This is a genomic window from Rheinheimera soli, assembly GCF_021290985.1.
Lineage (GTDB): Bacteria > Pseudomonadota > Gammaproteobacteria > Enterobacterales > Alteromonadaceae > Pararheinheimera > Pararheinheimera soli.
The window spans coordinates 35303-58931 of the sequence record NZ_JAJOYU010000019.1 but is presented as its reverse complement, the minus strand read 5'-3'; the positions used below and the strand labels follow the sequence as shown (position 1 = coordinate 58931).

The following is a 23629-nucleotide window of genomic DNA, read 5'->3' as shown; positions in this document are numbered from 1 at the left end:
TAAACTTAAAGTTAAGCAGGCTGTTGCTGGGTAATACAGTGCACGTTGCCGCCGCCTAATAAAATCTCCCGACCAGGCACAGTGACCACCTGATGTTTTGGAAAGAGCTTGGTTAAGATGTCGATCGCTACCTGATCATTGGCATCGTCAAATACCGGAACCACCAAACCCCCATTGCATAAATAGAAGTTGATGTAAGAACCGGCTAAACGGGCTTCAGATTCACGAGGTACAGCTGCACCTGTTAAATCCACAGTGGCATATTCGTCTGCTTTGGCCAGCATAGGAGCAGGCACAGGCAGCTTGTGTACTGTGAACTTACGGCCTTTCGCATCAGTGCTGTTTTCCAGCACTTCTAAAGCAGCGCGTGAACGTTCGTACTGTGGATCGTTTTTGTCGTCAGTCCAGGCCAGTAAGACTTCAGCAGGGCCGACAAAACAGCACATATTATCGACGTGACCATCGGTTTCGTCGTTAAAAATGCCTTCTTTCAGCCAAATCACTTTATCTATACTTAAATAGTCCGACAGCATCTGTTCGATTTGTTCGCGGGATAAATCCGGATTACGGTTTTTATTCAGCAAACATTCTTCAGTGGTTAATAAAGTGCCTTCGCCATCCACATGAATAGCGCCGCCTTCCAGCACAAAGCCTTCAGTGCGGTAACGTGGCGTGCTTTCTATGTTGGCAATTTTTTGCGCGACCTGGTCGTCTCTGTGCCATGGGAAATATAAACCACCGTTTAAACCACCCCAGGCGTTGAAGGTCCAGTCGACAGCGCGCACTTCTTTGCCATTAGTAACAAAAGTAGGGCCTGTGTCACGGCACCAGGCGTCGTCTGTTGAAGTTTCAACCACACGAATTGGGTGAGTGGTTGGCTCTAAGCTCAACTGCGCCTGAGCATTGGCAAACTGAGCGGCAGAAGCCAATACAGTCACAGGCTCAAAACGGGCAATAGCACGAATGACAGCGCAAAAGGCCTGTTGCGCTGGCTTGGCGCCTAGACGCCAGTTGTCGGTACGTTCTGGCCATACCATCCAGGTTTGTTTATGCATGGCCCATTCGGCTGGCATAAAAAAACCATCGGCACGAGGCGTACTGTTTAAGGTAACAGCCATCTTAGTTGTTACCTTCAGTTGGGGTAGTTTTGCCATCTTTGGTTAAGATAGCGCCATATAAGTCGATACGACGGTCACGGTACACGCCCCAGTTACGACGGTTTTTTGCGGTCTCGTCTAAATCGAAGGTGTGAACTAACACAGCTTCGCTGACTTCATCGGCTTCTTCTACTTTGGCACCAAACTCGTTGGCAATAAAAGAGCTGCCGTAGAAGGTAATAGCAAAGTCGTCTTCGGTTTCACGACCAATACGGTTAGAAGCAATCAATGGCACCAGGTTAGCAGCGGCATGACCTTGCTGAGTACGTTGCCAGTGCTCGCGTGAATTGACCGTTTCATCATGAGGTTCAGTGCCAATAGCTGTTGGGTAGAACAGCAGTTCTGCACCCATTAATGCCATGCTGCGGGCACATTCAGGGAACCATTGATCCCAGCAAATACCAATACCAATTTTGGCATAAGCTGTATCCCAGACTTTAAAGCCTGTGTCACCTGGTGTGAAATAGAACTTTTCGCTGTAACCCGGGCCATCAGGAATATGGCTCTTGCGGTATAAACCTAAGTTGCTACCGTCGGCGTCAATTACAGCTACAGTGTTGTAAAAGCAGTTACCGGCTTTTTCATAAAAGCTGATAGGCAGAACGACTTTCAACTCTTTGGCAATTTTGCTGAAATGTTTAATAGCCGCGTTGTCTTCGACACTGGTCGCGAACTCTAAATATTCATACTTTTGTTTCTGGCAGAAGTAGTTACGCTCAAACAGTTCCTGCAGCAGGATGATCTGGGCGCCCTGTTCAGCGGCTTCACGGACTAAGCGCTCACCACGGGCAATATTTTCTTCTACATTCCAGCCACCAATCATTTGGGTGGCGGCCACAGTTACCTTACGCATGCAAAGTCTCCTCAAGCCAGAGCTATTGTTCAAAATAGAATTCAAAACAGAATTCGGATCTAAAGATGCAGCTACTCTAGTCAGTTTTGCCCCCTAGAGCAACCAACAGTGGCAACCAACAGAGGCAATCAAAAGCCTGGGCTGCAAGGGCGCGCAAAATGCCGTATTTTTGGGCTGTCGTCAATGAGTTTTACGGTGTTGGTGCAGAGTTTCAGGGCAGTTAGTGCTGCCCTGAATTAACTATGGGTGGATATGCATAAATACTGGGTTTTTAGTGAATGTATATTGCTTATTTGCTTTCTTTGGCTAAACGAGCCGCCAGCAACAGCAGCTCCGGCTGCAAGCGGACTTTGTAATTAATATGCTGATAGCTGTACTGCACTAAACCCTCTTTATTCAGGATATAAATCGCAGGCACGGGCAGCACTACTTTGCCGCTGCTTGCTTCCTTATTTAGATTCAGTTTGTAGGTATTTAAATAGGTGGCGCTGGTTTTTTCATCCAGATAATAAGCCACACCAAAAGCAGAGCTTAAATTGAACTGACTATCCGATAACAGGGTATAAGTAATAGCTGCATCTTTGGTGTCTTTTAGACTGGCCTGAACGGCGGCGGGGCTGTCTGGCGTTACTGCAATCAGTTGATAACCCAAGGCCTTAAGGTCTGGTTCAATCTCACGCAAGGCCGCCAGTTGCAGATTGCAATAAGGACACCAGCCGCCGCGGTAAAACACCAACACAGTGTCTTGCTGTTTTAACACTGAGTTGAGCTCTACGGCTTGGCCTGTCGCATCCTGCAGACTGACCTCAGGAGCAGACATGCCGTTTAATAACGGCTTAATATCTTCAGGGCTTTGGGCAATACGGGGTTCTGCCAACAGAATAAAACTGAAGAGGCTGAGGCTAAGTAACAGAATATGCTGAATTTTCATTTTGGTTTTTCCTTAAGTGATATGGGCTTATATACCGGAGTTGTCTGGATAATCTTTCAGTGGGTGCAGAATAATTGCTGATATAGCGCAAAAAAAAGATTTCAAAGCAGGGTAGAATGTTCTGAAGTGAGCAGGAGGTTGTTGTGCTGGATATATTAATTGTAGGTGGTGGTATGGTGGGCGCTTCAGTGGCGCTGAAGTTAAGCCGTGCTGGTTTAGAAGTGGGCTTAATTGAAAAACAGCCTGTGTCAGCTTTTGATTCTCACAGCGCCATAGACTTGCGTGTATCCGCTATTAACAGACGAAGTGAGCAGTGGCTGACGGATTTAGGCGCCTGGTCTTTATTGCAGCAATGGCGTTTATGTCCTTATAAAAGATTACAGGCTTTTGAAGGCGAGCAGGCCGGACTCACTTTTCATGCCGACGAAGTAGCACTGACTCATCTGGGCCATATAGTTGAAAACAACCTTATTCAGCAGGCGCTGTGGGCCAACTTCCCTGCCAACTTGCAACTGTTTTGCCCAGCCACTGTGACTGGTTTTGAGCAGCACCCTGACTATGCCAGTGTCACCACAACGGAATTTGGTGAGCTAAAAGCCAAACTGGTGATAGCAGCAGACGGTGGGCAGTCGCAGCTGCGTCAGTTGGCACAAATTGCTGTGTCGGGTTGGCAGTATCAACAAAGCTGTTTAGTGGTTACAGTCAATACAGAATATGAGCAGCAGGACATCACCTGGCAGCAGTTTAACGAGTCAGGCCCACGGGCTTTTTTACCTTTGCCGGGCAAGCAAGGTTCTTTAGTGTGGTACGACCATCATCATAAAATTAAACAGCTGGCGTCATTATCTAAAACCGCTTTGGCTGAACAGATCCAGCAGGCTTTTCCAGCCAAGCTTGGCAACATCAGCATAGAACAGGCCGCAAGTTTTCCTTTAGCTCGTGTGCATGCGAAGGACTATGTCAAAGGCAGGCTGGTGCTGGTCGGCGATGCAGCTCACAGCATTAATCCGCTGGCAGGCCAGGGGGTGAACTTAGGGTTTGCCGATGCGATGCTATTGTCTGAGCTGCTGGAGCAGGCTTTTGCGCAAGGCAAGGATTTAGGGGAGTCTGAGTTATTAAAGCAATACCAAAACACACGCCAGCGCGAAAATGCGCTGATGATGTCGGCTATGGATCTGTTTTATCAAAGCTTTAGCAGCAGCTTGCCTCCTGTGCGTTTTTTACGTCAGTTGGGTTTAGCAGTAGCAGAAAAGGCTGGCCCGTTAAAGCATTGGGTCAGCCGTTATGCGGTCGGTATCAGTTAAGCTACAACTTCAGTAAACGTACCTGATAAAGTCCACCTGCTATGCTGCCGGGCTTGGCGACAAATTTGACGCGGAAGTGCTCGGCATTTTTCGGCAGCAGATCATTGGGGATTGGGTAGTCGACGCTGTACCAGTCCGGCCCTAAACCGCTTTTAAGCTCCACATCGGTCAGCTTTTTATCATCCAGCCAGACTTCAAACGCTCGTCCGCTATCCAAACCAAAATACTCCAGCCGCAAGGTCAGGTTTTGTTGGCCCTTGTGGCTTAACTGATAACTAAACCAGCTTTTACTGTGCCGCCAATGTCGGCCTAAATTGATACCTGCTTCGCTTTGTTCACCCTGATAAAAATGATCCGACTCAGGTTGCTGCTCACCCGGATAGACTTTATCCAAGGTTTGTTGTTCCAATAAAGCCGCGGCTTTATCTTGCTGTTCTTGCGATGCTTTTTGTTGTTGCCAGCCTTCGAGGCTAGTGTGCTGAAAGTAAATTTGGTATCTGCTGTCATGCAGCCTGAAAAAAGGAATCAGCTCAGGCTTGCCCTGCAAAAAGCCCTGGCCTGTACTGAAGCTTAAAGGTTGATTGGGCAGACGCTTTAAGCTGGTGAGGAAGTTTTTTGTATCACCAATATAAAGTGGTGCAGCGGAGACAGGGCAGGTTGGACCCGACGCTATATGGCCCATTCTGCTGTCGTCACCAATAAACCTTAAGCTTTCGTTTTTAAAAGGTGAGCTGCGACTGGCAAGTACTATAGGGCCATACAATACCGCATGATAATCAGGCTTGGCTGGCATAGGGTCCAGACTTAACTGCATCGGCAGCTCAAGTTTCACTCTGTCGCCTTTTCGCCAGGGGCCAGCGAGCAGAATATGTTCATCGGCATTGGCAGTGACTTGAACTGCTTTGCCATTACGCCAGACGCTAACGGCACCAGCCCAGGATGGATAACGCAGCTGCAGGTTCAGTTCGCTTGCTGCGTCAAAGAGCAATTCAGTGCTGTTTTCATCCGGAAACAGGGTCTGCTGGTGCAGTTTTATCTCTGGAGTGCTGATGCTGGAGGCTATCCACAAATTCACTTGCAAAGCGTTTTTATCAAAGCTGTAAATAAATTCGCCATGTTTGCTATGGCTTTCTATGCCTGAGCCGACACAACACCACATGCCTTGATCCACTTTAGAGTAAACCCGGTAATGTTGCGGCCGCATCGGCGTGAAATAAACAAAACCGCCATGTTCCGGGTGTTGACTGGCCAGAATATGGTTCCACAAGCCTCGCTCATAATAATCAAGGTATTTGCTCTGGCCGGTCTGGCGGTACAGCAACATGGAGAGTTTTAACATATTGTAGGTATTGCAGGTTTCAGGCCCTTCCACTTCATTGAGCATAGGGTTGAAGTCGTCAGTGGGATGAAAATGCTCCCGCACGCTGTTACCACCTATGGCGACAGTGCGCTGCTCGACCACTAAAGACCAAAAGTATTCAGCCGCTTTTAACCAGTTTTTATCACCTGACAATTCAGCAATACGGGCTATACCCACCACTTTAGGAATTTGGGTGTTGGCGTGCAGACCTGTTAGCTTGTCTTCGCCTTGGAGTAGCGGCTCTAGAATACGTAATTCGGTAAAGTCTTTGGCGAGTGTCATGTAGCTATTGTCATCAAAAATGACCGCCATATCAGCCAGCACTTCGTTCATACCTCCATGTTCGGTCAGCAGCATTTGCTGGATTTGCTGCGCTGATAAGTTTTTCACCAGATTTTTCAGCCAGTTGCCATAATTCAGCAACAGAGTTTTGGCACGTTGATCGCCGGTTTGCAGGTAAATGTCACGCAGGCCAGCGAAGGTTTTATGAATATTGTAAAAAGGCACCCAGTGTTTATTCAGGCTAAATAAATCGGCTTCAATCTGGCCTTGCTGAATTTGTTGCCACAAGGCTTTACTGCCAGGCACTCCGCCTAAATAACCTTGCTGAGCCTGCTGGATTTTCTCAAGTTCGGTTAGTAAATAATCCAGCCGGGCTTTGATCTGATCATTTGCTGTAGCGCTAAACATAAAGGCCAAAGCCGTTAAATAATGCCCCAGCATATGACCGTCTAAACCGGTATTTTCCCAGTTACCATAGGACTCTGTCTTTTGTTCAATACCGGCTTCACGGCGCAGTGGTGCCAGTAATTTGTCCGCATCCAGCGCCAGTAAGTACTGCAGATTGGTTTGCTCTGAATGTAAAAAGGGGCCGTCGGTCAGGCGCACTTCTTTGAGTGGCACAGTCGTCAAGGCAACAGCTTGCACACAGAAACTGGTGGCCAAAAACAGGGAAAATAATAGTCGCATGGCTTTATATCCTCGGGGTCAGAGCCAAGGCTCTGACCCGGTATTTATTCCTGCAGTTATTCTTGTACGGAAGGTCGGCCAAATACCGGCATACCCTGAGCATCCCAACGCAAAGCTTTAACATAGGTATGGCGATTTGGATCCCAGAGTGGATCGCCGACTATTTCGGTGTAAGTGCGGGCGTGATACACCAGTAAGTCAGTTTTTCCGTCGGCGGATACAGTGAAGCTGTTGTGACCAGGGCCATAAACTTTATGTTCAAAGCAGCTTTGTAGCACTGGCTCTTTCAGTTTGTGCCAGCTTTGTGGATCCATCAGGTTGGCATTTTCATCAGCCCACAATAAACCCATTGCATAGTTTTCATCTGTGGCACTGGCGGAGTAACTGATAAAGACTTTGCCGTGACGAACCAACACGCTTGGGCCTTCATTGACCCAAAAACCACGAATTTCCCAGTCAAATTCTGGCTTACTTAAAAGCACAGGCTTGCTGCTGATTTTGTCCGGCGTATCCATAGTGGCTAGGTACAAATTGCTGTTGCCTTCAATCTGATTGTCTTTTTGCGCCCATAAATAATACAGCTGGCCTTTATGCTCAAAGGTCGTAGCGTCGAGGCAAAAAGTATCGATGCCGGTATCAATCTGGCCTAAAAACTGCCATTGACCCTCAATAGGGTTAGCGTCTTTGCAGCAAATGACATACATACGATGCTGAAACAGTTTGTTTTTAATCTCGCGACTAGGAGCTGCTGCAAAGTAGATATACCAGGCTCCCTGGCGAAAATGAATTTCCGGCGCCCAAATAAGCTCAGAATAAGGCCCGGTATCTGGCTTTAACCAGGCCGTGATGGGTGTGGCCTGCGGCAGTTCTTCAATAGTACGGGCACGGCGCAACTCGACTCTGTCGTAGGCTGGCACTGAGGCGGTAAAATAATAATAACCGTCGCTATGACGATAAATGCAGGGGTCGGCCCGCTGTTCAATTAAAGGCGTTAACAATCGCATAAAAACTCCAGTGCGCTATTTTAAAAGTGTTATTTGGCATTGACCAACTGGACTGCCGGTGTTGCCGGTTCAGACTTTGGGCTCTGAATTTGGCCTGCCACCATGTCCTGATAAAAGTTGTCGGTAATTTTGTATTTGTACATCAGAAGGCCCATCAGCAAATGGAAGAAGCCCGGGATCACCGATAACATCAGCGCTATACCCAATAAGCTGAATTCGCTTTGCACTTGATCAGGTTGATAGTCAAAAAAGGTCAGTAAGCTACCGACGACAAAACCCGCTATGCCCATGCCTGCTTTCTGGCAAAACGAAATACCACCAAAAGCTAAACCTGATACGCGCTGACCGGTTTTGTGTTCGCCATAATCGACGGCTTCGGCAATAGCCGACCAGAACACAGGCGCATGCAAATCCACTACAAAAGAGAGTAAAAAATACAACACAAAAGCCAGCCATAAATCACCCGGCTTCACCAGTACAAACAGCAACACACTTAACACTGCTACTACAATCTGACTTAGACGGAAGAGTTTTACTTTGCAGTAATGTTTAGTGATCCAGGTCGAAGCCACCATAGCCAGAATAGCGGCGACCACACCTGTAGATAAAAAGGCCGACAGCATAGTGGCATCACCACCCAGATAATATTTGGCGTAATAAGCAGCCACTGAGCCACGAATGACATAACCAATAGTGCCTGTGACACATACTGCGCATAAAATTAGCCACTGATCATTTTTCAACAGCAGTTTTAGCTGACTGAAAAAGGGCTTGGTTTCCACCTGATGCTGCAAACGTTCCGTAGTATTAAAAAAGCAGAATAAAAACAATAAACTGGCCATAGCCGCCATCAACCCCATAGCGGCTTGATACCCAGCGGCTAGTTGGCCTTCACCCCACTGCGCTGCTAACACAGGCACTATGATTGTCACTAAAAAGGCGGCAATTTTGGCGAAAAATAAACGGTAGCCGTTGGCGGATAATCGCTCTTTTGGGCAATCGGTTAAGACGCCAATAATGGAAATATAGGGGATAGTGACAGCCGTAAACATCAGGGTGACGAAGATGTAAGTGGCATAAGCCCACACCAGTTTGCCGTTGTAATCCAGATCCGGTGTCGAAAAAGTTAAAAACACCGAGATACCAAAAGGGATAGCCATAAACAGGAAATAATGCCGGTAGCGGCCCCAGCGGGTGGTGAATTTATCGGTCAACATGCCCATCAAAGGGTCGGTAACCGCATCAATCAGTCGCACCACCAGAAATAAAATGGCAACGTCTGAGGCTTTTAAACCAAAGATATCAGTATAAAAAAAAGTGATGATCAGCATCATGGATGAAATCACGACATTGACGGCCATATCTCCGGCGCCAAAGCCAATTTTCTCCATGACAGAAAGTTTATAACCTGCCATTCGACTCCCCTGTGGTTTACATCAGTTTTATGCTCAGTTTTTCTCATCCGTCGTTAAAACGCGGTTGGATCCTGATGCTAAAACCTAATTTATTTGGTTTATGATCTTATAGTATTACTATTGAATTCAGCTGGCAAGCCAGAAAACAGATTGAAGGTTCTGCCAAATGATAGTAATTATCTATTTGTTTTGTATGGTTATTTTTAGAGTTTCTTTGTTGTCTTCAGCGCAACTTACAGCAGTGGTGTTTCTGCCCGTTATTGCTTGCTGCGTTGAACTTATGCTATTTGTAATACAAATTCAACTAAAACAGGATGGACGACATGAGCAAGCTTAATTTCAAAGCTTCTGCACTTAGGTTGGCACTTTTTAGTGGCTCTATGCTTTTGACAAACCCATTACAGGCTGAGCAGGTCAGTATCCATGATCCGGTGATGGCCAAAGAAAAGGGGCAGTATTTTTTATACAGCACAGGACCAGGCATCACCTTTTATCAATCCAGTGATTTAACAAACTGGCGTTTAGGCGGTCGGGTTTTTGCGACTGAGCCTGACTGGGCAAAATCTGTCTCCCCCAGCTTTGATGGTCATATCTGGGCGCCGGACATTTTTCAGCATCAGGGCAAGTTTTATCTGTATTACTCCATCTCCGCTTTTGGTAAAAATACCTCGGCTATCGGTGTAACGGTCAATACCACTTTGGATCCACAAGATCCAAAGTATCAGTGGGTGGATCAGGGCATAGTGCTGCAGTCTGTGCCACAACGTGACTTATGGAATGCGATAGACCCTGCCATTATCTTGGATGAACAAGGTGAAGCCTGGATGAGTTTTGGCTCCTTTTGGGGTGGGCTGAAATTAGTGAAGCTGGATCAAAGCCTGACCCGTATAGCGCAGCCTGAACAATGGCATACGCTGGCCAAAGCAGAGCGGCCAGCATTTTTAGATGATGCCGAACCAGGCCCTGCTGAGCTGGAAGCGCCTTTTATCTACAAAAAAGATCAGTTTTATTATCTCTTTGTTTCTTATGGAAAATGTTGTCGCGGTAAAGACAGCACTTACCATATGGTGGTCGGGCGCTCTAAAAGCTTAACCGGGCCTTATCTGGATAAAGAGGGCAAAGATTTAGCTTCTGGCGGCGGCTCAGTGTTGCTTAAAGGCAACAACGACTGGCCAGGTTTAGGTCATAATTCAGTGTACGGCTTCGACGGCAAAGATTATCTGGTGTTTCATGCCTACGAAATGGCCGATAACGGCCTGCAAAAGTTGAAAATTACCGCCTTAAACTGGGATAAAAACGGCTGGCCACAGGTTGATGAAAAAGACTGGTTGGGTTACGAGAGTACCCTTATTCGTTGAATTCTTGTTTTGGCGGCGGGATGCCGCCGCTGTTGTTTTCCGCTGCTTTTCGTTTTAGACTTGTAAAGTCTTATTGTAATACAAATATAAAATCAACAGACCAGACAGGGTTAGCTATGACTTTTAAAACCAAGCCTTTACCCGGCTTAAAAGGGTACGGTATTCCATTGGCGATCGGCTTACTGAGTGTGTTGGCCGCGTGCTCACCAGAACAAAAAGACAGCGATGTAGTTTCAGTCGCTGCCGCACCAGTTGAAGCTGCTACCGCAGCAATTGAAGACCAAAGTTTTACTAACCCTTTGTTTGCTAACGGCGCTGATCCCTGGCTGGAATACTGGCAGGGCAATTATTACCTGACCACCACCACCTGGACTTCTCAGCTGGTGATGCGTAAATCGCCGACTCTGGCTGGTTTAGCTACGGCCACCCCGGTGAATGTCTGGTCTGAAACGAACCCAAAAAGCTGCTGTAACTTCTGGGCTTTTGAATTTCATCGCTTACAAGGCCCTGATGGTCCACGCTGGTACATGATGTATACCTCGGGCAAGCAGGAAAATTTAGATGGTCAGCATTTGTCTGTGCTGGAAAGTGCTGGTGACGACCCTATGGGGCCTTATCAATACAAAGGTTCTCCGATGCCGGATAGCTGGAATATTGACGGCAACTATATGGAACACAATGGAAAATTGTATCTGCTGTGGTCGGAATGGGTCGGAGATGAGCAGCTGAATTGGATCAGCGAAATGTCCAATCCATGGACTTTAACTGGCGAGCGCATGGTGTTGTCCCGCCCTTCATTGCCCTGGGAGCAATCAGGCCGTAAGGTGAATGAAGGTGCTGAAGTGCTGAAACGCGATGGCCGGACTTTTGTTATTTATTCAGCCAGCTACTGTGACACACCGGATTATAAACTGGGCTTGCTGGAACTGGTGGGTGACAATCCTATGGATGCCAGTTCATGGGTGAAAGCAGAGCAACCTGTGTTTGAGCGGGGGAATGGCGTTTTTGGTCCTGGCCATAATGGCTTTTTCACCTCACCGGATGGCACAGAAAACTGGCTGGTGTATCACGGCAATAATAAAGTCACGGATGGCTGCGGTGCGAGCCGTTCAGTAAGAGCTCAGCCCTTCAGGTTCAAAGCGGATGGCACACCGGATTTTGGCACTCCGGTGCCTGAAGGCCAGACAGTGGCAGCTCCTTCCGGCGAAAATGGTCCTCTGACCGTGGTACCACAAGGCGTGAAATGGCAGTTAATCAATCGCTCTAGCCAGCTATGTCTGACGTCATCGGAGCAAGGTTTGACAGAACAAAGTTGTACTGAGCAAGGTCAATGGATTATTGATCCAACCACCAAAGGCCGTTATCGACTAGCCAACGCGGCTGGTTTATTTATCGGCGCAAAGTCTGAATTGTCCGCCTGGGTCAATCAGCCAACGCAGCAATGGCAGTTGAAAGCAGGCACTGATGGCTACTATCAGCTATTAAATGCTGCGGATCAAAAGGCATTAAGCTCAGCGGCCTGTAAAGCAGGGGAGGAGGCAGAGTTATGTGATGACTGGTTCATGCTGCCGACAGGCAACACAGTGCTGAGCAGCAGGCAAAGTGGCAAAGTCTGGAGCACCCAAGGCTGCAGTGCAGAGATCGGTACAGCAGTGACTCAACAAAACTGGGCTGATCAAAGCTGTCAGCAGTGGAACTGGAAGGCGGGGCAACAAGGTTTTGTCCAGTTACAAAACAGCCAAAACCCGGAACTTTGTGTTCAGGTTAAAGAAAACGCTTTAGCCCCAGGAGCCGATCTGGTACTAGGGAACTGTGCTGCCAAGTCCAGCCTGTGGGCTTTGCAACTCTTAGCCAATGGTGCCTTGTCTTTATTATCCCAACATACAAAACAAGTGGCTGACTTACCCAGTTGTAGCTTGCAGGATCAGGAAAAGTTAAAACAGGCCCCGGCTTTGGCTGATGTTATATGCCAGCAATTTCAGCTGAGGACAGCAGACTAAGCGGTGGGATATCAAAGGGAAGCAAAATTGATTACGGCTGCGCCATTGGCTGCAGCCGTAATTTTTTTAGTCCTGAATTCTTTAGTCCCGGAAATCTTTAGTCCCGGAAATCTTTATTCTCTGAACTCTTTACTCCCTGATCCCTTTATTCCCTAAACTCTTTACTCCCTGAACTTGGACGACACAGTATTCAGTTCCTGAGCCAGACCGCGCAACTGGTCTGAGATATCAGCCACTGTATTTTGCACCTGAATAGTTCTGCTGAATGAGTCGGCCATTTGGTGGGTATTATCCAGCACTAAACTGGCCACCATAGTTTGTTCTTCAGTGGCTGTGGCGATTTGGGCATTGACCATATTAATTTTGTCAATTTCCTGATTAATCAGTTCGATAGAGCTGCCGGCTTCAGCTGTCAGCACTGCGCTGTTATTGGCTTTGTTCACTGCCAGGTCCATTAAACGCACGGCGCTGTCGACGTTTTGTGTCAGTTTGCCAAGCAAGTCGCGAATAGTAGTAACTGAAGAGGCTGTGCGCGAGGACAGTAAACGTACTTCATCTGCAACCACAGCAAAACCGCGGCCTTGTTCGCCAGCACGCGCCGCTTCAATAGCAGCATTTAATGCCAGTAAGTTGGTTTGGTCGGCAATATCATTGATGCTTTTTAAAATACCGCCCACTTCCTGAGTTTGTTTTGCCAGTTCAGTGATCACTGTACTGGTATGAGCTATTTCGCCCGCCAAATCTTTAGAGGCTTGCACAGAAGAGGTGGTTTTTTCATACCCCAGTTTTGCAAGGCGGCTGGCATCGTTGGCACTGCCAGAAGCTGCGTTGGCGGATTGGCTGATATCTTTGACGCTGCTTTGCATTTCTTCCATGGAATGGGACACTGTATCGGCGTCGTTTTTCTGCTGACCCGTCATGCTATCCAGCTCTTTCATGCCTTTGGCCAGAGCATCTGCAGTGCGGCTGACCGGATCCACTAACTGGGCTATGGCGACAAAGGAGCTTTGCAATAAAGAGATAAACTCGTTGAAGTTGCGGGCCACAGCGCCAAATTCATCTTCAGAGTCGATAGAAAGGCGACTGGACAATGATCCTTTGCCTGAGGCTAACACTTGTAAAGAGCTGGCCAGGCTATTGGCTGTTTTGCTGATGTTACGGCCTATCACATGACCAACAACGGCCATAATAATCAATAAGATAGTGCCGCATAACACAATGATTAATACAGAGCGTTCTGAGGAGGCCGACATATCCACCAGAATTTGCTGGAAGTTGTCATCGGTTTGCTTTTCGTAGGCAACAAAACCACTTTTTGCCGTTTCATACAAAGTGGTCTTATTTTGAATAATGCTTTGGGCTGCACTCATATCCAAAGTGCCATCTATCATCGACTGAGCAATTTCTGCAGCGGCCTTGGCATAAGCACTAAAGTTTTGCTCCAGCGTTTCCAGCTGTTTCAGATTGGCTGTGTCCAGCTGTTTTAGTTTGGCCAGATTAGTGAGCACCCGTTCTTGTGTTGTTTTTGCTGTGCTGAGGATATCCGGATCTGACAATGAAACAGACTGAGTAAAAAATTCTTCGACCGCATTAAATTCCACCACCATTTGGGAGGCAAGTTTAGAGCTGTCATACATTTTGTCTTTAATCAGCACAATGCTGTCGGCATTGCGGGCCGTAAAGTAAATAGATGAGGTCAGTACTATTAAAAAAGCTAAGATTGCGATGGCAATGATAAGCCAGATTTTCTTTAGTAAACTCAGGTGTTTCAGCATAAGTAGTATCCAGAGTAAGGCTTACAACAAAGGCAGGTGAGTGCGTCACCTGCCTGGACAACCTTTAGTTCAGTGTTAAGGCAACTTTGACACCGCCAGTTACTGCGGCCGCACTGACGTAACCAATAGCTGCAGGGTTTTTCGCTACTGCATCCAGCACTTCCTGTTCAGACGCCATTTCTTTAGGTGGGGTTCCTTTACCTGTAAATACCAGTTTAGACCAATAGGCTTTCATTTGGCTGGAAGAACGACCTAAAGCTTTTTGGTCGAAGTCAGCACGAATGGCAACGCCTTCGGCCAGATTCACAGGTTCAGCAGCTTTGCCATCGGTAAAACTTTTGGCGCGACCGGTAAATAGTTTATTGATGTCATCCTGCGACAAAGTCGCCGCATTGGATGGGTGAACTATCACTGCAACATTGGCAAAAGCCATAAAGCTCAGAGTCAGGGCAGGAATTAACAGTAATTTTTTTAACATAAGTGGATTCCTTAAAACACCAAATCTACGCCAACAACCAAGACACTGTCTTTACGATCAGCCGTTTTATTGTCTGCGTTGGTATATTGAGCTTTAAATGCAGCTGAAGGGTGGAAATCATAACGCACACCGACGTTGATGCTGTTACGTTCAGTCTCCATTTGGTTCACCAAACCAGCCACCGGGCCAAAAATAGGTGAAGCAGTCGGCACGCCGGCATAAATTTCAGTCTTGGCATCATTGTCTTCTTTTTCAAAAGACACATAAGGTGTGATGTTGTCAAAACGGTGACCAATGGAAATGTAGTAGGATTCCTGATCAGAGATAAAGGAGTTATCTACTGAAGCTTTGGTGATTTCCGACACCACCAGCCAGTCATTTTTATCAATGTTAAAACCAATACCGGCAAAAGAGCTGGATTCATCCACTATATCCAATTCACCTGCCAGTGAACCTAAGCCAAAAGCTCTTAATTGTGCATATAAACCTGTAGCGCTGTTATCCAGTTGGTCAACATAGAATGTGGTTTTACCTACAAGGTAAGCCATACGGAATGAATATCCATCCTGGCCCAGTTCCCAGGCTATACCTGTCACATTATCAATTTGGGCATCTGCAGCTGCATCACCAATGGCGGCATCGCCATCATAACTGCCGACAATCAACTGCAATGATGAGTCAAAATTACCCAGGGTAGTCGTATGGTATAACGAAGCGCCTTCGATATTATCAAAGCCTAAACCATAAACACTTTGTGGCACACGAGACCAGTCATAGGCATAGCCTACGTCACGGAAGTCTGAGTATTTGTAAAACGGAGTTCTTAAACGACCTGCGTTAATACGCAGAGTATCGGTTAAATCGTAACTTAAAAAAGCCCATTCAAATTTAACGTCCCAGTCGTTAGCACCGCGGCCTAACAGCTGAGCTGTGATTGATAGTTTATCGCCTAAATCTGACTTGACCTGCAGTGCTGCCAGACTTTCATTTTTAAAGCTGAAGTCATCGTCGTAGCCATACAGCTCGTCGCCACTGCCAAGTGCCATACCGCCTTTGATCGACGCAAAACCATTAATGTCTACTGCGGCCTGACTGGTGCCGCACAAGGTGGCGGCAATAGTTGCTGCCAGTAATTTACGTTTTAACATAGGGTATCCTCATCGATTTTATAGTGTAGTACTTCATCAAAGGCCAAATGATGTCAGCCTTCTTAGATATCTGCAGTCAAGCTTGACTAAGTTTTTGGTTTCTATAAGGTATGCGACCTTGCTTCAGGTGAGGTGTCCTTGCCTACTTTGACTGAGTTAAGCCCTTGTACCTTTTTACAATTGCATTAACTTTTGTCGCACGAATTATACAGCTCGCCGAATCGAATTGCTAGTTTTTTCATATTTATCAAATTTAGCATTGTGATTTAAGGTAAATATGCAGTTATGGCCTGTTAAACATAGTCAAAGACAGTACTGTAGTTGATCTTTTTTATTTGATTTACAACACCTTTAGTTGTAATTGATAGCAGTGTGTATCCACTGCGAAAGGCTGATGGCTGGTGATGATCAAAATGTGCTGATGACAACGACGGCGAAGGTTGTGGACTAATTGCTGCGCTGTGGTTGGATCCAGCCCGACTAAAGGCTCATCAAGCAACAGGATGCCAGTATTTTGTAATAACAAACGGGCTAGCGCTATGCGTCTGGCTTGTCCACCAGACACAGCAACACCATACTCGCCGAGTTCTGTTTCAAGCCCTTGTGGCAAAGTGGCTACCCATTCGCTTAATACAGTGTCTGCTAAGGCTTGGCGTAATTCTTCGTCACTGGCTTCTGGTTTCGCCAGACGCAAGTTGGCTGCCAGTGTCATATTAAACAAGCTGACGTGCTGAGACTGCAGGCTGATCTGTTGCCTTTGAGTGTTAGACCTATAAAGCTGTAACTCTGTGCCATTAAGCAAAACCTGGCCCGACAAAGGCGGCAGCCAACCAGCCAGCGTGCTGAGAAACGCTGATTTCCCTACTCCTGATGGGCCTTGCAGCCATAACAGATCACCTGCTTTTAAGCTGATCGTCAGTGGTAATGTGTGTTGCACAGCTGCGGGATAACCGACAGACAGTTGTTGCAGCTCTAGTTGCAAAGGCCCTTCCAGAGTGCTGTATCTGCCGTTTTCGATGGCTGGCTGAATTTGATTTAAGCGTCGTTTAGCCATCTTGCTGTCGGCCAGATGGCGATACAAAGTGGCCAGCGGTAACCAGATCTCTGGTAAAGCCATAGCTGACATTAGCATGGCCACTAAAGCCGCTATGCTGATCTGTTGGTTTTGTAACAATGGCAAAGCGGTCACTAATAAATGAAAACTCATCAGGGCAATAGCGCTGAGCAGCAAAAATTGGCAGCACAAGTCCAGCAATTGCTGACGCCATAATAACTGCTGATACCGCTGTTCGGTCTCAAGCCATTGTTGCTCTGCGTCTGACCAGCCCTGATGCAGTTGTAACATGGTTAAAACGGATAATGGTTCAAGCAACTCGTGTCGGCGTTGGGATGCCAGTTCAACTAAGCTGCAAGCCCGGCTATAACCTAGTACAACCCCAAGCACTGGCACACACAGCAACAGCAGCAGATAAACCACAGCAATCTGAGCCAGTTCTGCTTGCCAAAACCAAAGCGCGGCCAGCCAGCCAGAGCTGATAAGACCAGCCCAGAATACCGGAGCGACTACACGTAAAGGCCATTGATCCAGTCGGTCTATGTCAGTGATTAGCCGTTGCAACAGATCCGCTGATTGGGTATCAGGCCTGAAACTGCTGGCTAAAAATCGCCGCATAAACCAAAGTCTTAATTGTTGCAGCAATAACAAAACGGCCTGATGCGAGCTTAAACGTTCAAAATAACGGCTGGCTGTGCGGCTGATGGCAAAAAATCGGATCAGAGCACCAGGGCTAAAGTAGTTAAAAGTGCCTGCACCGGCAAGCTGTAAACCTGCCACTGCAGCTGCAGTAATAAACCAGCCGGACACCGTCAGTAACCCCATCACACTGCCGAGAGTAACAGCTCCCAGTGTCAGGCTAAGTAACCACCAACGCCAGTGCAGGCGCATCAAAGCTGAAAGCTTCAGTTGATCCTTCATGTTGATTCCTGGCTGTAGCTGGCTTGATACAGAGGATGAGCCTGAATGTCTGCCACAGAACCTATGGCAATAATCGTGCCCTGGTTAATCAGCCACACTTGGTCCAGCCACTGCAGATGTTGCAATTGATGAGTCGCCAGCAATAAGGTTTTGCCACGACTTAACAGCTCTAATTGCTGAAAGTACTGCCTTTGTTGCTCAACGGGCAGCATAGAAGCGGGTTCATCCAGAAGCCAAAGCCAGCTTGGTTTTAATAAAGCTCTGGCAAGCGCCAGACGCTGTAATTGCCCCCCTGAAAGGCCAATTCCGCCTTCTGTCAGTTCTGTGTCCAAAGCTTGAGGTAAAGCAAAAACAAAGTCGGCACAAAGCGCCTGTTGCAACACCTGCTGCAGTTCCTGCTCTGTCGCTTGTGGTTTTGCCAACAGCAAATTGCTTCGCACTGTGCCACTTAACCACTGGCTTTGTTGCGACAAATACACCAGTTGTTGTCGCCATTGGGTTAAATCCAATTCTGTAAGGTTGTGATCTGCAATCCGGATCTGGCCTTGATTGGGCTGCTGAAAAGCCAGTAAAGATTCCAGCAGGCTGGTTTTTCCTGCACCGCTTGGGCCAATAATGCCAATACGTTGTTGGGGTTTGATCTGTGCCTGAATATCCTTAAGCAATGCAGCTCTGTGTTCTGACCCCAATAAACTTAAATGTTGAAACTCAATGCTCACAGACTCTGTCGGGGCCTGAGTATTGCCGCCAGTGCACACAGGCAGATCCCAGATCGGAGCCAAACTGGCAAAAGCGGCTTCGGCCTGAGCTTTGGCATGATAATCCGCCCCCAGTTGACGAAGTGGCGCATAAAACTCTGGCGCCATCAGTAAGATAAAAAGTGCCGGTTGATAAGAAACCGGAATTTGCGCTTTAGCCCAGGGCAACTCGCCAAGTAAACCCAAACCTAAATACAAAGCGACCAGCGCTATAGCTAAAGAGGCAAACAGCTCCAGCACAGCGCCGGATAAAAAAGCTTTGCTCAGCACAGACATGGTGAGGCTTCTGTAGTCTTCGCTGGCATTGTTTAACCGGTTTAACACCAGTGGTTCGGCTTGCAATTGCCGGATCAAAGCTGCTCCGCGTAAAAACTCCAGAAAACGCCCGCCCAATAAACCTAAAGCCTGTACTTGCTGCTGACTGGCTTCTGCGGCTTTTTTACCAAGTAAAATCATAAAAAGTGGGATAAGCGGAGCTGTAGCCAATAGCAGCAGTGCGGCTAACAGGCTTTGACTGGCTACAGCGACAGAGATAAACAAAGGGCAGAGCACCACCAGATAGAGTTGTGGGTAATAGCGACTGATATAAGGATCCAGTGCATCCACCTGCTCTAACAGCCGGGTAGATAAATCACCATCTGCAGCAATACGTTGCCGCAGCGGTCCTGCCTGGCTGATGATTCCAAGCAACTGATGCCGAAGAGAAGTGCGTAGCTTTTGGCTGGCCGCAAGCCCGAGTAAATCTTTGGCCGCCAGTAGCACAGGCCGCAGCAGCCAAAGCACTAAAATATGCAGCAGCAGATCGGGTGGGATCTGCTGCTGATGTAACGCCAGATTGCATAAAGTAGCCAGTAACCAGCATTGCCAGATCATCAGTGAAGCAGCCGCAGCACCCAGCGTTACTGCAAGGTGCAGCCGGTTTTTTTCTGATTGAACGAACTGCCTTAAAGACTGCATGGCTGTAGGATCTGGTTTTATTCTGATGACTCGTCCTCTTCGCCAGGGTAGCCATTAAACTCCAGCCACATCGCATTAATGATGCCAAAAGAGCAGGCCAGTAATACGCCTAAAATCCAGGTGAAATACCACATAACTCTGCTCCTTAATACAATGAATGGCTGTTGCTGCTGATGGAGTTGCGGTTTAAGCGGCCCCACATTTTCCAGTAACACCAAAGAGTGTAACCCAGCACTATAGGTACAAAAATACAGGCGACGAAAAACATGATTTTTAACGTCAGCTCACTGGATGTCGCGTCCCACATGGTCAGGCTATGATTGGGCATGCTGCTGGACGGCAGAATAAATGGGAACATAGACACTCCTGCAGTCATAATGACCCCTGTGATTGCCAACGATGACGCAACAAAAGACTGCCAGCCTTTGGCCAGTTTGCTGAAAAAAGCTGAGAGCAGGAAGGCAGCTACACCCAACACAGGGAAAATCCACAGCAACGGATAACTTTCATAGTTACTGAACCATGCGCCTGAACTGTGTTCCACAGTTTTAGTCACAGCACTGTTAATCGCATTGCTGTCAATCACACTGGTCACTTTATAGCCCATACCTGCAGCAGCCAGCCAGAAACCAGCGACCACAAACAAGGTTGCGGCCAGAGTTGCGCAGATCATCGATATTGCCTGAGCGCGCTGGCGCAGTGGGGCTTCGGTTTTCATTTGCAGATAACAAGCACCCTGATTGATAAACATCAGCAAACTCAGTACACCGACCAGCAAGGCAAAGGGATTTAATAAAGCCCAGAACGAGCCTGTGTAATAAATCCGCAGTAAGTCGTCAAAGTGGAAAGGCACGCCTTGCAACAAGTTGCCAAAAGCCACACCAAAAATAATCGGAGGTATGGCAGAACCTGCGGTTAAAGCCCAGTCCCAGTTGCTGCGCCATTTGGCATTATCCAGCTTAGATCGGTAATCAAAGCCGATAGGGCGCAGGAATAAAGCCGCCAGTGTCAGCATCATGGCCAGATAAAAACCACTGAACGCTGTGGCATACACCGGGGGCCAGGCAGCAAACAAAGCGCCACCAGCAGTAATAAGCCACACCTGATTGCCATCCCAGTGCGGTGCTACTGCATTTATAAGAATCCGGCGTTCAGTATCGTCCCTGCCTATAACTTTTAACAGCGCACCTACACCCATATCAAAACCGTCAGTCACTGCAAAACCAATCAGCAATACACCAACCAGCAACCACCAGATAAAACGTAAAAATTCATAATCCATGTTAAACCTCCCGGGCCTGTTCGCCGTGATACTTACCGGTATGAATAGACGCAGGGCCTTTACGGGCAAAATGCTGCATCAACCAAACTTCGATGATCAGAAACACTGTATAAAGCGCGGTAATAGCCAATAAGCTGATCCAAATTTCACCTGCTGTCAGTTGAGACGCAGCCATATGAGTAGGCAATATTTCACCTACAGCCCATGGCTGACGGCCATATTCAGCGACAAACCAGCCTGCCTCACAGGCAATCCATGGTAAAGGCAGGGAAAAAATAGCGGCCTTTAATAACCAGCGGGGTTTTTCCGGTGTACGTTTGGCACTGTGATAAAAGGACAATGCAAATACCAGCAGCATAATAAAGCCTGCCGCCACCATAATACGGAAGGACCAGAACAGCGGTGCTACTTTGGGAATGCTGTTTTGTACTGCTTGTTCAATCTGTTCTGGCGTGGCATTAACAGGATCTTCTGTATAAGCCAGCAGCAACAAGCCATAACCCAAATCATTTTTTACCAGATCAAAAGCAGCAATGTTTTCCGGCGTTTTTTCACCAGCCCGCAGTTTTTTCAATAAATCATAAGCAATCTGGCCATTGAGAATACGTGCGCGGTGCAGCTCTTTCAGTTCGGCCAGCCCCATCACTTCTTTATCCAAAGAACGTGTGGCCATCAGGCCCATAGCGCCAGGAATTTTGACGGCATAGTCTGTGGTTTGGGTTTCTTCATTGGGCAGACCAAACAAGGTAAAGTCTGCTGGTGCCGGATGCGTTTTCCACTCAGCTTCTATTGCGGCCAGTTTTACTTTTTGCACATCCCCCAGCTCATAACCAGATTCGTCGCCTAACACAATCACAGATAAAATACTGGCTAAACCAAAAGCAGAGGCAATGGCAAAACTGCGGCGGGCAAAAGCTAAATCGCGGCCTTTGAGCATATACCAGGCGGAAATGGCCAGCACAAACATAGCGCCTGTGACATAACCTGCAGACACCGTATGCACAAATTTCACCTGAGCGACCGGGTTCAATACCACTTCGCTGAAGCTGACCATTTCCATTCTCATGGTTTCAAAATTAAATTCAGAGCCGACCGGGTGCTGCATCCAGCCGTTGGCAACTAAAATCCATAGAGCTGATAAGCTTGAGCCCAGAGCCACCAGCCAGGTCACCGTCAAATGCTGCACTTTTGACAGGCGGTCCCAGCCAAAAAAGAACAAGCCCACTAAGGTGGATTCAAGGAAAAATGCCATCAGACCTTCAATGGCCAAAGGTGCACCAAAGATATCGCCGACATAATGCGAATAATAAGACCAGTTGGTACCAAACTGGAATTCCATGGCTATGCCAGTGGTGACCCCCAAAGCGAAGTTTATACCAAACAGCTTGCCCCAGAACTTCGTCATATCGCGGTAAATTTCTTTACCTGTCATGACATAAACCGACTCCATAATAGCCAGCAAAAAGGCCATGCCTAAAGTTAAGGGCACAAATAAGAAGTGATACATTGCCGTAAAGGCAAACTGTAACCGTGATAGTTCTACAACATCCATTCGGATTGCTCCTCGATCTGGAACTGTGGGCCTGGTCTGGTGCTTAGAATGCAGCACCAATAAGTTGCTAAAACTCATACATCAGCATAAGTGAACACTAAGCTACGCTTTTTGTCTGTCTGTCTGTTATGTTGATGCGGATCAATAAAGATCAGTGTGTTAGCGGAAATTACTTAAAATTTGATAAAAGTCGCAGTAGATATTCTGTTACCATCAAATTCATCAGTAAGTTTGGGAAGGTGTCAGAGATGAAAATTTTAGTGATAGGTGCAGGCTGGTTAGGGACTCAACTGGCAACCCGGCTCAAGGCTGACGGGCATGAGTTATGGCTCAGCAGCCGCAATATCACCAAATCTTCAGTGGTTGCTGAACAGTTTGGTCATTTTGTTTTAGATTTAGCCCAATCAGTAAGGCCGACAGCAGAGCTGGAAAGCTTATTTAAAGACGCCCTTATTATTTGTACTGTGCCAGCCAGCCGCACCGACGGCGAAGGGTACAACAGAGCTGTTGCCCAACTTGCGACCCTGATGAAAAACTGCGGAGCTTTGGCTTGTATTCATCTGAGCAGCACCGGGATCTACGAAGGTTTAACCGGAGAAGTGGACGAGCAAACTGAGTTGCAACTGGCCGATGCACGTATAGAAGTATTGGCTACTGCAGAACAAGTGCTGAACAAGGCTGTCCCTTGTTGCACTTTACGCCTGGCAGGTTTAATTGGCCCTGGCCGTCATCCAGCACGGTTTTTATCCGGTAAACAGGCCGGAGCCGCTGATGTGGCTGTGAATATGGTGCACAGCAGTGATATTTGTGCCGCTGTCTCTGCCATAGTTCAGCAGCAGTTATGGCCAGAGCTGTTTAACTTATCCAGCCCGGCTTTTTGTTCCAAAGCCGAGTTTTACCTGACCGCCTGTGAACTGGCATCCTTGCCTGCTCCGGAGTTTGAACCAAAAAACACTGCAGCTGCACCAGGCAGAAGAGTGCTGAGTGCAAAATCGCAAAAAATCGCCGGTTTCTCCTATCAGTATGAGTCTGCTTTGGCTGCTTTACCTTTTTGTAGCTGAGCAGCCAGGCGCCACTTTTAGTCGTTCAGAGTAGCCGGGAAACCGGCTTCATCCAAAGCTGTAATCAGATCTTCAGCTGCTAAAGAGCTTTCTACCTGTACCTGCTGCAACGCCAAATCCACTGTCACTTTGGCATCGGCCTGCAGTTTTGCTATGGCTTTGTTCACCAGACTAATGCAGTGATTACAGCTCATGCCCGTTACTTTTAATTCTATTTTCATTCGCTACGTCCTCTTTGTGCTCTGTGTGAGTTCGCGAACATGATGAACTCTGCTGTTGTGGTAAGGTCAAG

19 protein-coding genes are annotated in these 23629 nt (G+C 47.4%); 4 read left to right on the top strand and 15 right to left on the bottom strand.

Annotated elements, in window-relative coordinates:
- Positions 1 to 11: 11 nt before the first annotated feature.
- The 3 genes from aguA to LSG37_RS13900 all read right to left on the bottom strand — a co-directional run bounded on the left by aguA (position 12) and on the right by LSG37_RS13900 (position 2941).
- Complete coding sequence (gene aguA, locus LSG37_RS13910) at positions 12 to 1118, bottom strand: agmatine deiminase (RefSeq protein WP_233080451.1); 1107 nt, start codon at positions 1116 to 1118, stop codon at positions 12 to 14.
- Between the two features lies 1 nt (position 1119).
- Positions 1120 to 2010: an N-carbamoylputrescine amidase gene (aguB, locus tag LSG37_RS13905; protein WP_233080450.1), complete on the bottom strand. Its 891-nt coding sequence runs from the start codon at positions 2008 to 2010 to the stop codon at positions 1120 to 1122.
- 289 nt (positions 2011 to 2299) lie between these two features.
- The gene (locus tag LSG37_RS13900; protein ID WP_233080449.1) at positions 2300 to 2941 is read right to left on the bottom strand and encodes a peroxiredoxin-like family protein; all 642 of its coding nucleotides are present in this window, start codon (positions 2939 to 2941) and stop codon (positions 2300 to 2302) included.
- 143 nt (positions 2942 to 3084) lie between these two features.
- On the opposite strand from LSG37_RS13900, the gene LSG37_RS13895 reads away from it, so the two are divergent.
- Positions 3085 to 4245: an FAD-dependent oxidoreductase gene (locus LSG37_RS13895; RefSeq protein WP_233080448.1), complete on the top strand. Its 1161-nt coding sequence runs from the start codon at positions 3085 to 3087 to the stop codon at positions 4243 to 4245.
- A gap of 1 nt (position 4246) precedes the next feature.
- On the opposite strand, the gene LSG37_RS13890 is transcribed toward LSG37_RS13895, so the two are convergent.
- The 3 genes from LSG37_RS13890 to LSG37_RS13880 are packed head-to-tail and all read right to left on the bottom strand — an operon-like array spanning position 4247 to position 8993.
- The gene (locus LSG37_RS13890) at positions 4247 to 6574 is read right to left on the bottom strand and encodes a beta-L-arabinofuranosidase domain-containing protein (protein WP_233080447.1); all 2328 of its coding nucleotides are present in this window, start codon (positions 6572 to 6574) and stop codon (positions 4247 to 4249) included.
- A gap of 56 nt (positions 6575 to 6630) precedes the next feature.
- Positions 6631 to 7578, bottom strand: a complete 948-nt coding sequence (locus LSG37_RS13885; protein ID WP_233080446.1) for a glycoside hydrolase family 43 protein — start codon at positions 7576 to 7578, stop codon at positions 6631 to 6633.
- A 29-nt stretch (positions 7579 to 7607) separates the two neighbouring features.
- Complete coding sequence (locus tag LSG37_RS13880) at positions 7608 to 8993, bottom strand: MFS transporter (RefSeq protein WP_233080445.1); 1386 nt, start codon at positions 8991 to 8993, stop codon at positions 7608 to 7610.
- A 323-nt stretch (positions 8994 to 9316) separates the two neighbouring features.
- On the opposite strand from LSG37_RS13880, the gene LSG37_RS13875 reads away from it, so the two are divergent.
- Positions 9317 to 10351: an arabinan endo-1,5-alpha-L-arabinosidase gene (locus tag LSG37_RS13875; protein WP_233080444.1), complete on the top strand. Its 1035-nt coding sequence runs from the start codon at positions 9317 to 9319 to the stop codon at positions 10349 to 10351.
- Between the two features lie 116 nt (positions 10352 to 10467).
- Positions 10468 to 12351 (top strand): family 43 glycosylhydrolase, encoded by a 1884-nt coding sequence (locus LSG37_RS13870; protein WP_233080443.1) that lies wholly within the window; start codon positions 10468 to 10470, stop codon positions 12349 to 12351.
- A gap of 161 nt (positions 12352 to 12512) precedes the next feature.
- Here LSG37_RS13870 and LSG37_RS13865 read toward each other — a convergent pair whose 3' ends face one another.
- The 8 genes from LSG37_RS13865 to LSG37_RS13830 all read right to left on the bottom strand — a co-directional run bounded on the left by LSG37_RS13865 (position 12513) and on the right by LSG37_RS13830 (position 22276).
- Positions 12513 to 14126 carry a methyl-accepting chemotaxis protein gene (locus LSG37_RS13865; protein WP_233080442.1) on the bottom strand — a complete coding sequence of 538 codons (1614 nt, stop codon included), beginning with the start codon at positions 14124 to 14126 and terminating at the stop codon, positions 12513 to 12515.
- A 64-nt stretch (positions 14127 to 14190) separates the two neighbouring features.
- Positions 14191 to 14604 (bottom strand): type 2 periplasmic-binding domain-containing protein, encoded by a 414-nt coding sequence (locus LSG37_RS13860; RefSeq protein WP_233080441.1) that lies wholly within the window; start codon positions 14602 to 14604, stop codon positions 14191 to 14193.
- An 11-nt stretch (positions 14605 to 14615) separates the two neighbouring features.
- Positions 14616 to 15752: a hypothetical protein gene (locus LSG37_RS13855; protein ID WP_233080440.1), complete on the bottom strand. Its 1137-nt coding sequence runs from the start codon at positions 15750 to 15752 to the stop codon at positions 14616 to 14618.
- A gap of 340 nt (positions 15753 to 16092) precedes the next feature.
- Positions 16093 to 17727 carry an amino acid ABC transporter ATP-binding/permease protein gene (locus tag LSG37_RS13850; RefSeq protein ID WP_233080439.1) on the bottom strand — a complete coding sequence of 545 codons (1635 nt, stop codon included), beginning with the start codon at positions 17725 to 17727 and terminating at the stop codon, positions 16093 to 16095.
- The gene (cydD, locus tag LSG37_RS13845; protein ID WP_233080438.1) at positions 17724 to 19442 is read right to left on the bottom strand and encodes a thiol reductant ABC exporter subunit CydD; all 1719 of its coding nucleotides are present in this window, start codon (positions 19440 to 19442) and stop codon (positions 17724 to 17726) included. Before cydD ends, LSG37_RS13850 begins: the two co-directional genes overlap by 4 nt.
- Positions 19443 to 19459: 17 nt before the next feature.
- Entirely contained in the window at positions 19460 to 19576 is a 117-nt protein-coding gene (gene cydX / locus LSG37_RS13840; protein WP_008897492.1) for a cytochrome bd-I oxidase subunit CydX, read from the bottom strand.
- 11 nt (positions 19577 to 19587) lie between these two features.
- Positions 19588 to 20724 carry a cytochrome d ubiquinol oxidase subunit II gene (gene cydB, locus LSG37_RS13835; protein ID WP_233080437.1) on the bottom strand — a complete coding sequence of 379 codons (1137 nt, stop codon included), beginning with the start codon at positions 20722 to 20724 and terminating at the stop codon, positions 19588 to 19590.
- Between the two features lies 1 nt (position 20725).
- Positions 20726 to 22276, bottom strand: coding sequence for a cytochrome ubiquinol oxidase subunit I (locus LSG37_RS13830; RefSeq protein ID WP_233080436.1), 1551 nt, complete (start codon positions 22274 to 22276; stop codon positions 20726 to 20728).
- Between the two features lie 248 nt (positions 22277 to 22524).
- On the opposite strand from LSG37_RS13830, the gene LSG37_RS13825 reads away from it, so the two are divergent.
- Entirely contained in the window at positions 22525 to 23337 is an 813-nt protein-coding gene (locus tag LSG37_RS13825) for an NAD-dependent epimerase/dehydratase family protein (RefSeq protein WP_233080435.1), read from the top strand.
- A 17-nt stretch (positions 23338 to 23354) separates the two neighbouring features.
- Here the strand turns inward: LSG37_RS13825 and LSG37_RS13820 are convergent, their stop codons facing one another.
- Positions 23355 to 23558 carry a heavy-metal-associated domain-containing protein gene (locus tag LSG37_RS13820; RefSeq protein WP_233080434.1) on the bottom strand — a complete coding sequence of 68 codons (204 nt, stop codon included), beginning with the start codon at positions 23556 to 23558 and terminating at the stop codon, positions 23355 to 23357.
- Positions 23559 to 23629: the final 71 nt, after the last annotated feature.

Coding starts and splice junctions, on each gene's coding strand:
- aguA (WP_233080451.1), bottom strand. CDS start 1,118: ATGGCTGTTACCTTAAACAGTACGCCTCGTGCCGATGGTTTTTTTATG.
- aguB (WP_233080450.1), bottom strand. CDS start 2,010: ATGCGTAAGGTAACTGTGGCCGCCACCCAAATGATTGGTGGCTGGAAT.
- LSG37_RS13900 (WP_233080449.1), bottom strand. CDS start 2,941: ATGAAAATTCAGCATATTCTGTTACTTAGCCTCAGCCTCTTCAGTTTT.
- LSG37_RS13890 (WP_233080447.1), bottom strand. CDS start 6,574: ATGCGACTATTATTTTCCCTGTTTTTGGCCACCAGTTTCTGTGTGCAA.
- LSG37_RS13885 (WP_233080446.1), bottom strand. CDS start 7,578: ATGCGATTGTTAACGCCTTTAATTGAACAGCGGGCCGACCCCTGCATT.
- LSG37_RS13880 (WP_233080445.1), bottom strand. CDS start 8,993: ATGGCAGGTTATAAACTTTCTGTCATGGAGAAAATTGGCTTTGGCGCC.
- LSG37_RS13875 (WP_233080444.1), top strand. CDS start 9,317: ATGAGCAAGCTTAATTTCAAAGCTTCTGCACTTAGGTTGGCACTTTTT.
- LSG37_RS13870 (WP_233080443.1), top strand. CDS start 10,468: ATGACTTTTAAAACCAAGCCTTTACCCGGCTTAAAAGGGTACGGTATT.
- LSG37_RS13865 (WP_233080442.1), bottom strand. CDS start 14,126: ATGCTGAAACACCTGAGTTTACTAAAGAAAATCTGGCTTATCATTGCC.
- LSG37_RS13860 (WP_233080441.1), bottom strand. CDS start 14,604: ATGTTAAAAAAATTACTGTTAATTCCTGCCCTGACTCTGAGCTTTATG.
- LSG37_RS13855 (WP_233080440.1), bottom strand. CDS start 15,752: ATGTTAAAACGTAAATTACTGGCAGCAACTATTGCCGCCACCTTGTGC.
- LSG37_RS13850 (WP_233080439.1), bottom strand. CDS start 17,727: ATGAAGGATCAACTGAAGCTTTCAGCTTTGATGCGCCTGCACTGGCGT.
- cydD (WP_233080438.1), bottom strand. CDS start 19,442: ATGCAGTCTTTAAGGCAGTTCGTTCAATCAGAAAAAAACCGGCTGCAC.
- cydX (WP_008897492.1), bottom strand. CDS start 19,576: ATGTGGTATTTCACCTGGATTTTAGGCGTATTACTGGCCTGCTCTTTT.
- cydB (WP_233080437.1), bottom strand. CDS start 20,724: ATGGATTATGAATTTTTACGTTTTATCTGGTGGTTGCTGGTTGGTGTA.
- LSG37_RS13830 (WP_233080436.1), bottom strand. CDS start 22,276: ATGGATGTTGTAGAACTATCACGGTTACAGTTTGCCTTTACGGCAATG.
- LSG37_RS13825 (WP_233080435.1), top strand. CDS start 22,525: ATGAAAATTTTAGTGATAGGTGCAGGCTGGTTAGGGACTCAACTGGCA.
- LSG37_RS13820 (WP_233080434.1), bottom strand. CDS start 23,558: ATGAAAATAGAATTAAAAGTAACGGGCATGAGCTGTAATCACTGCATT.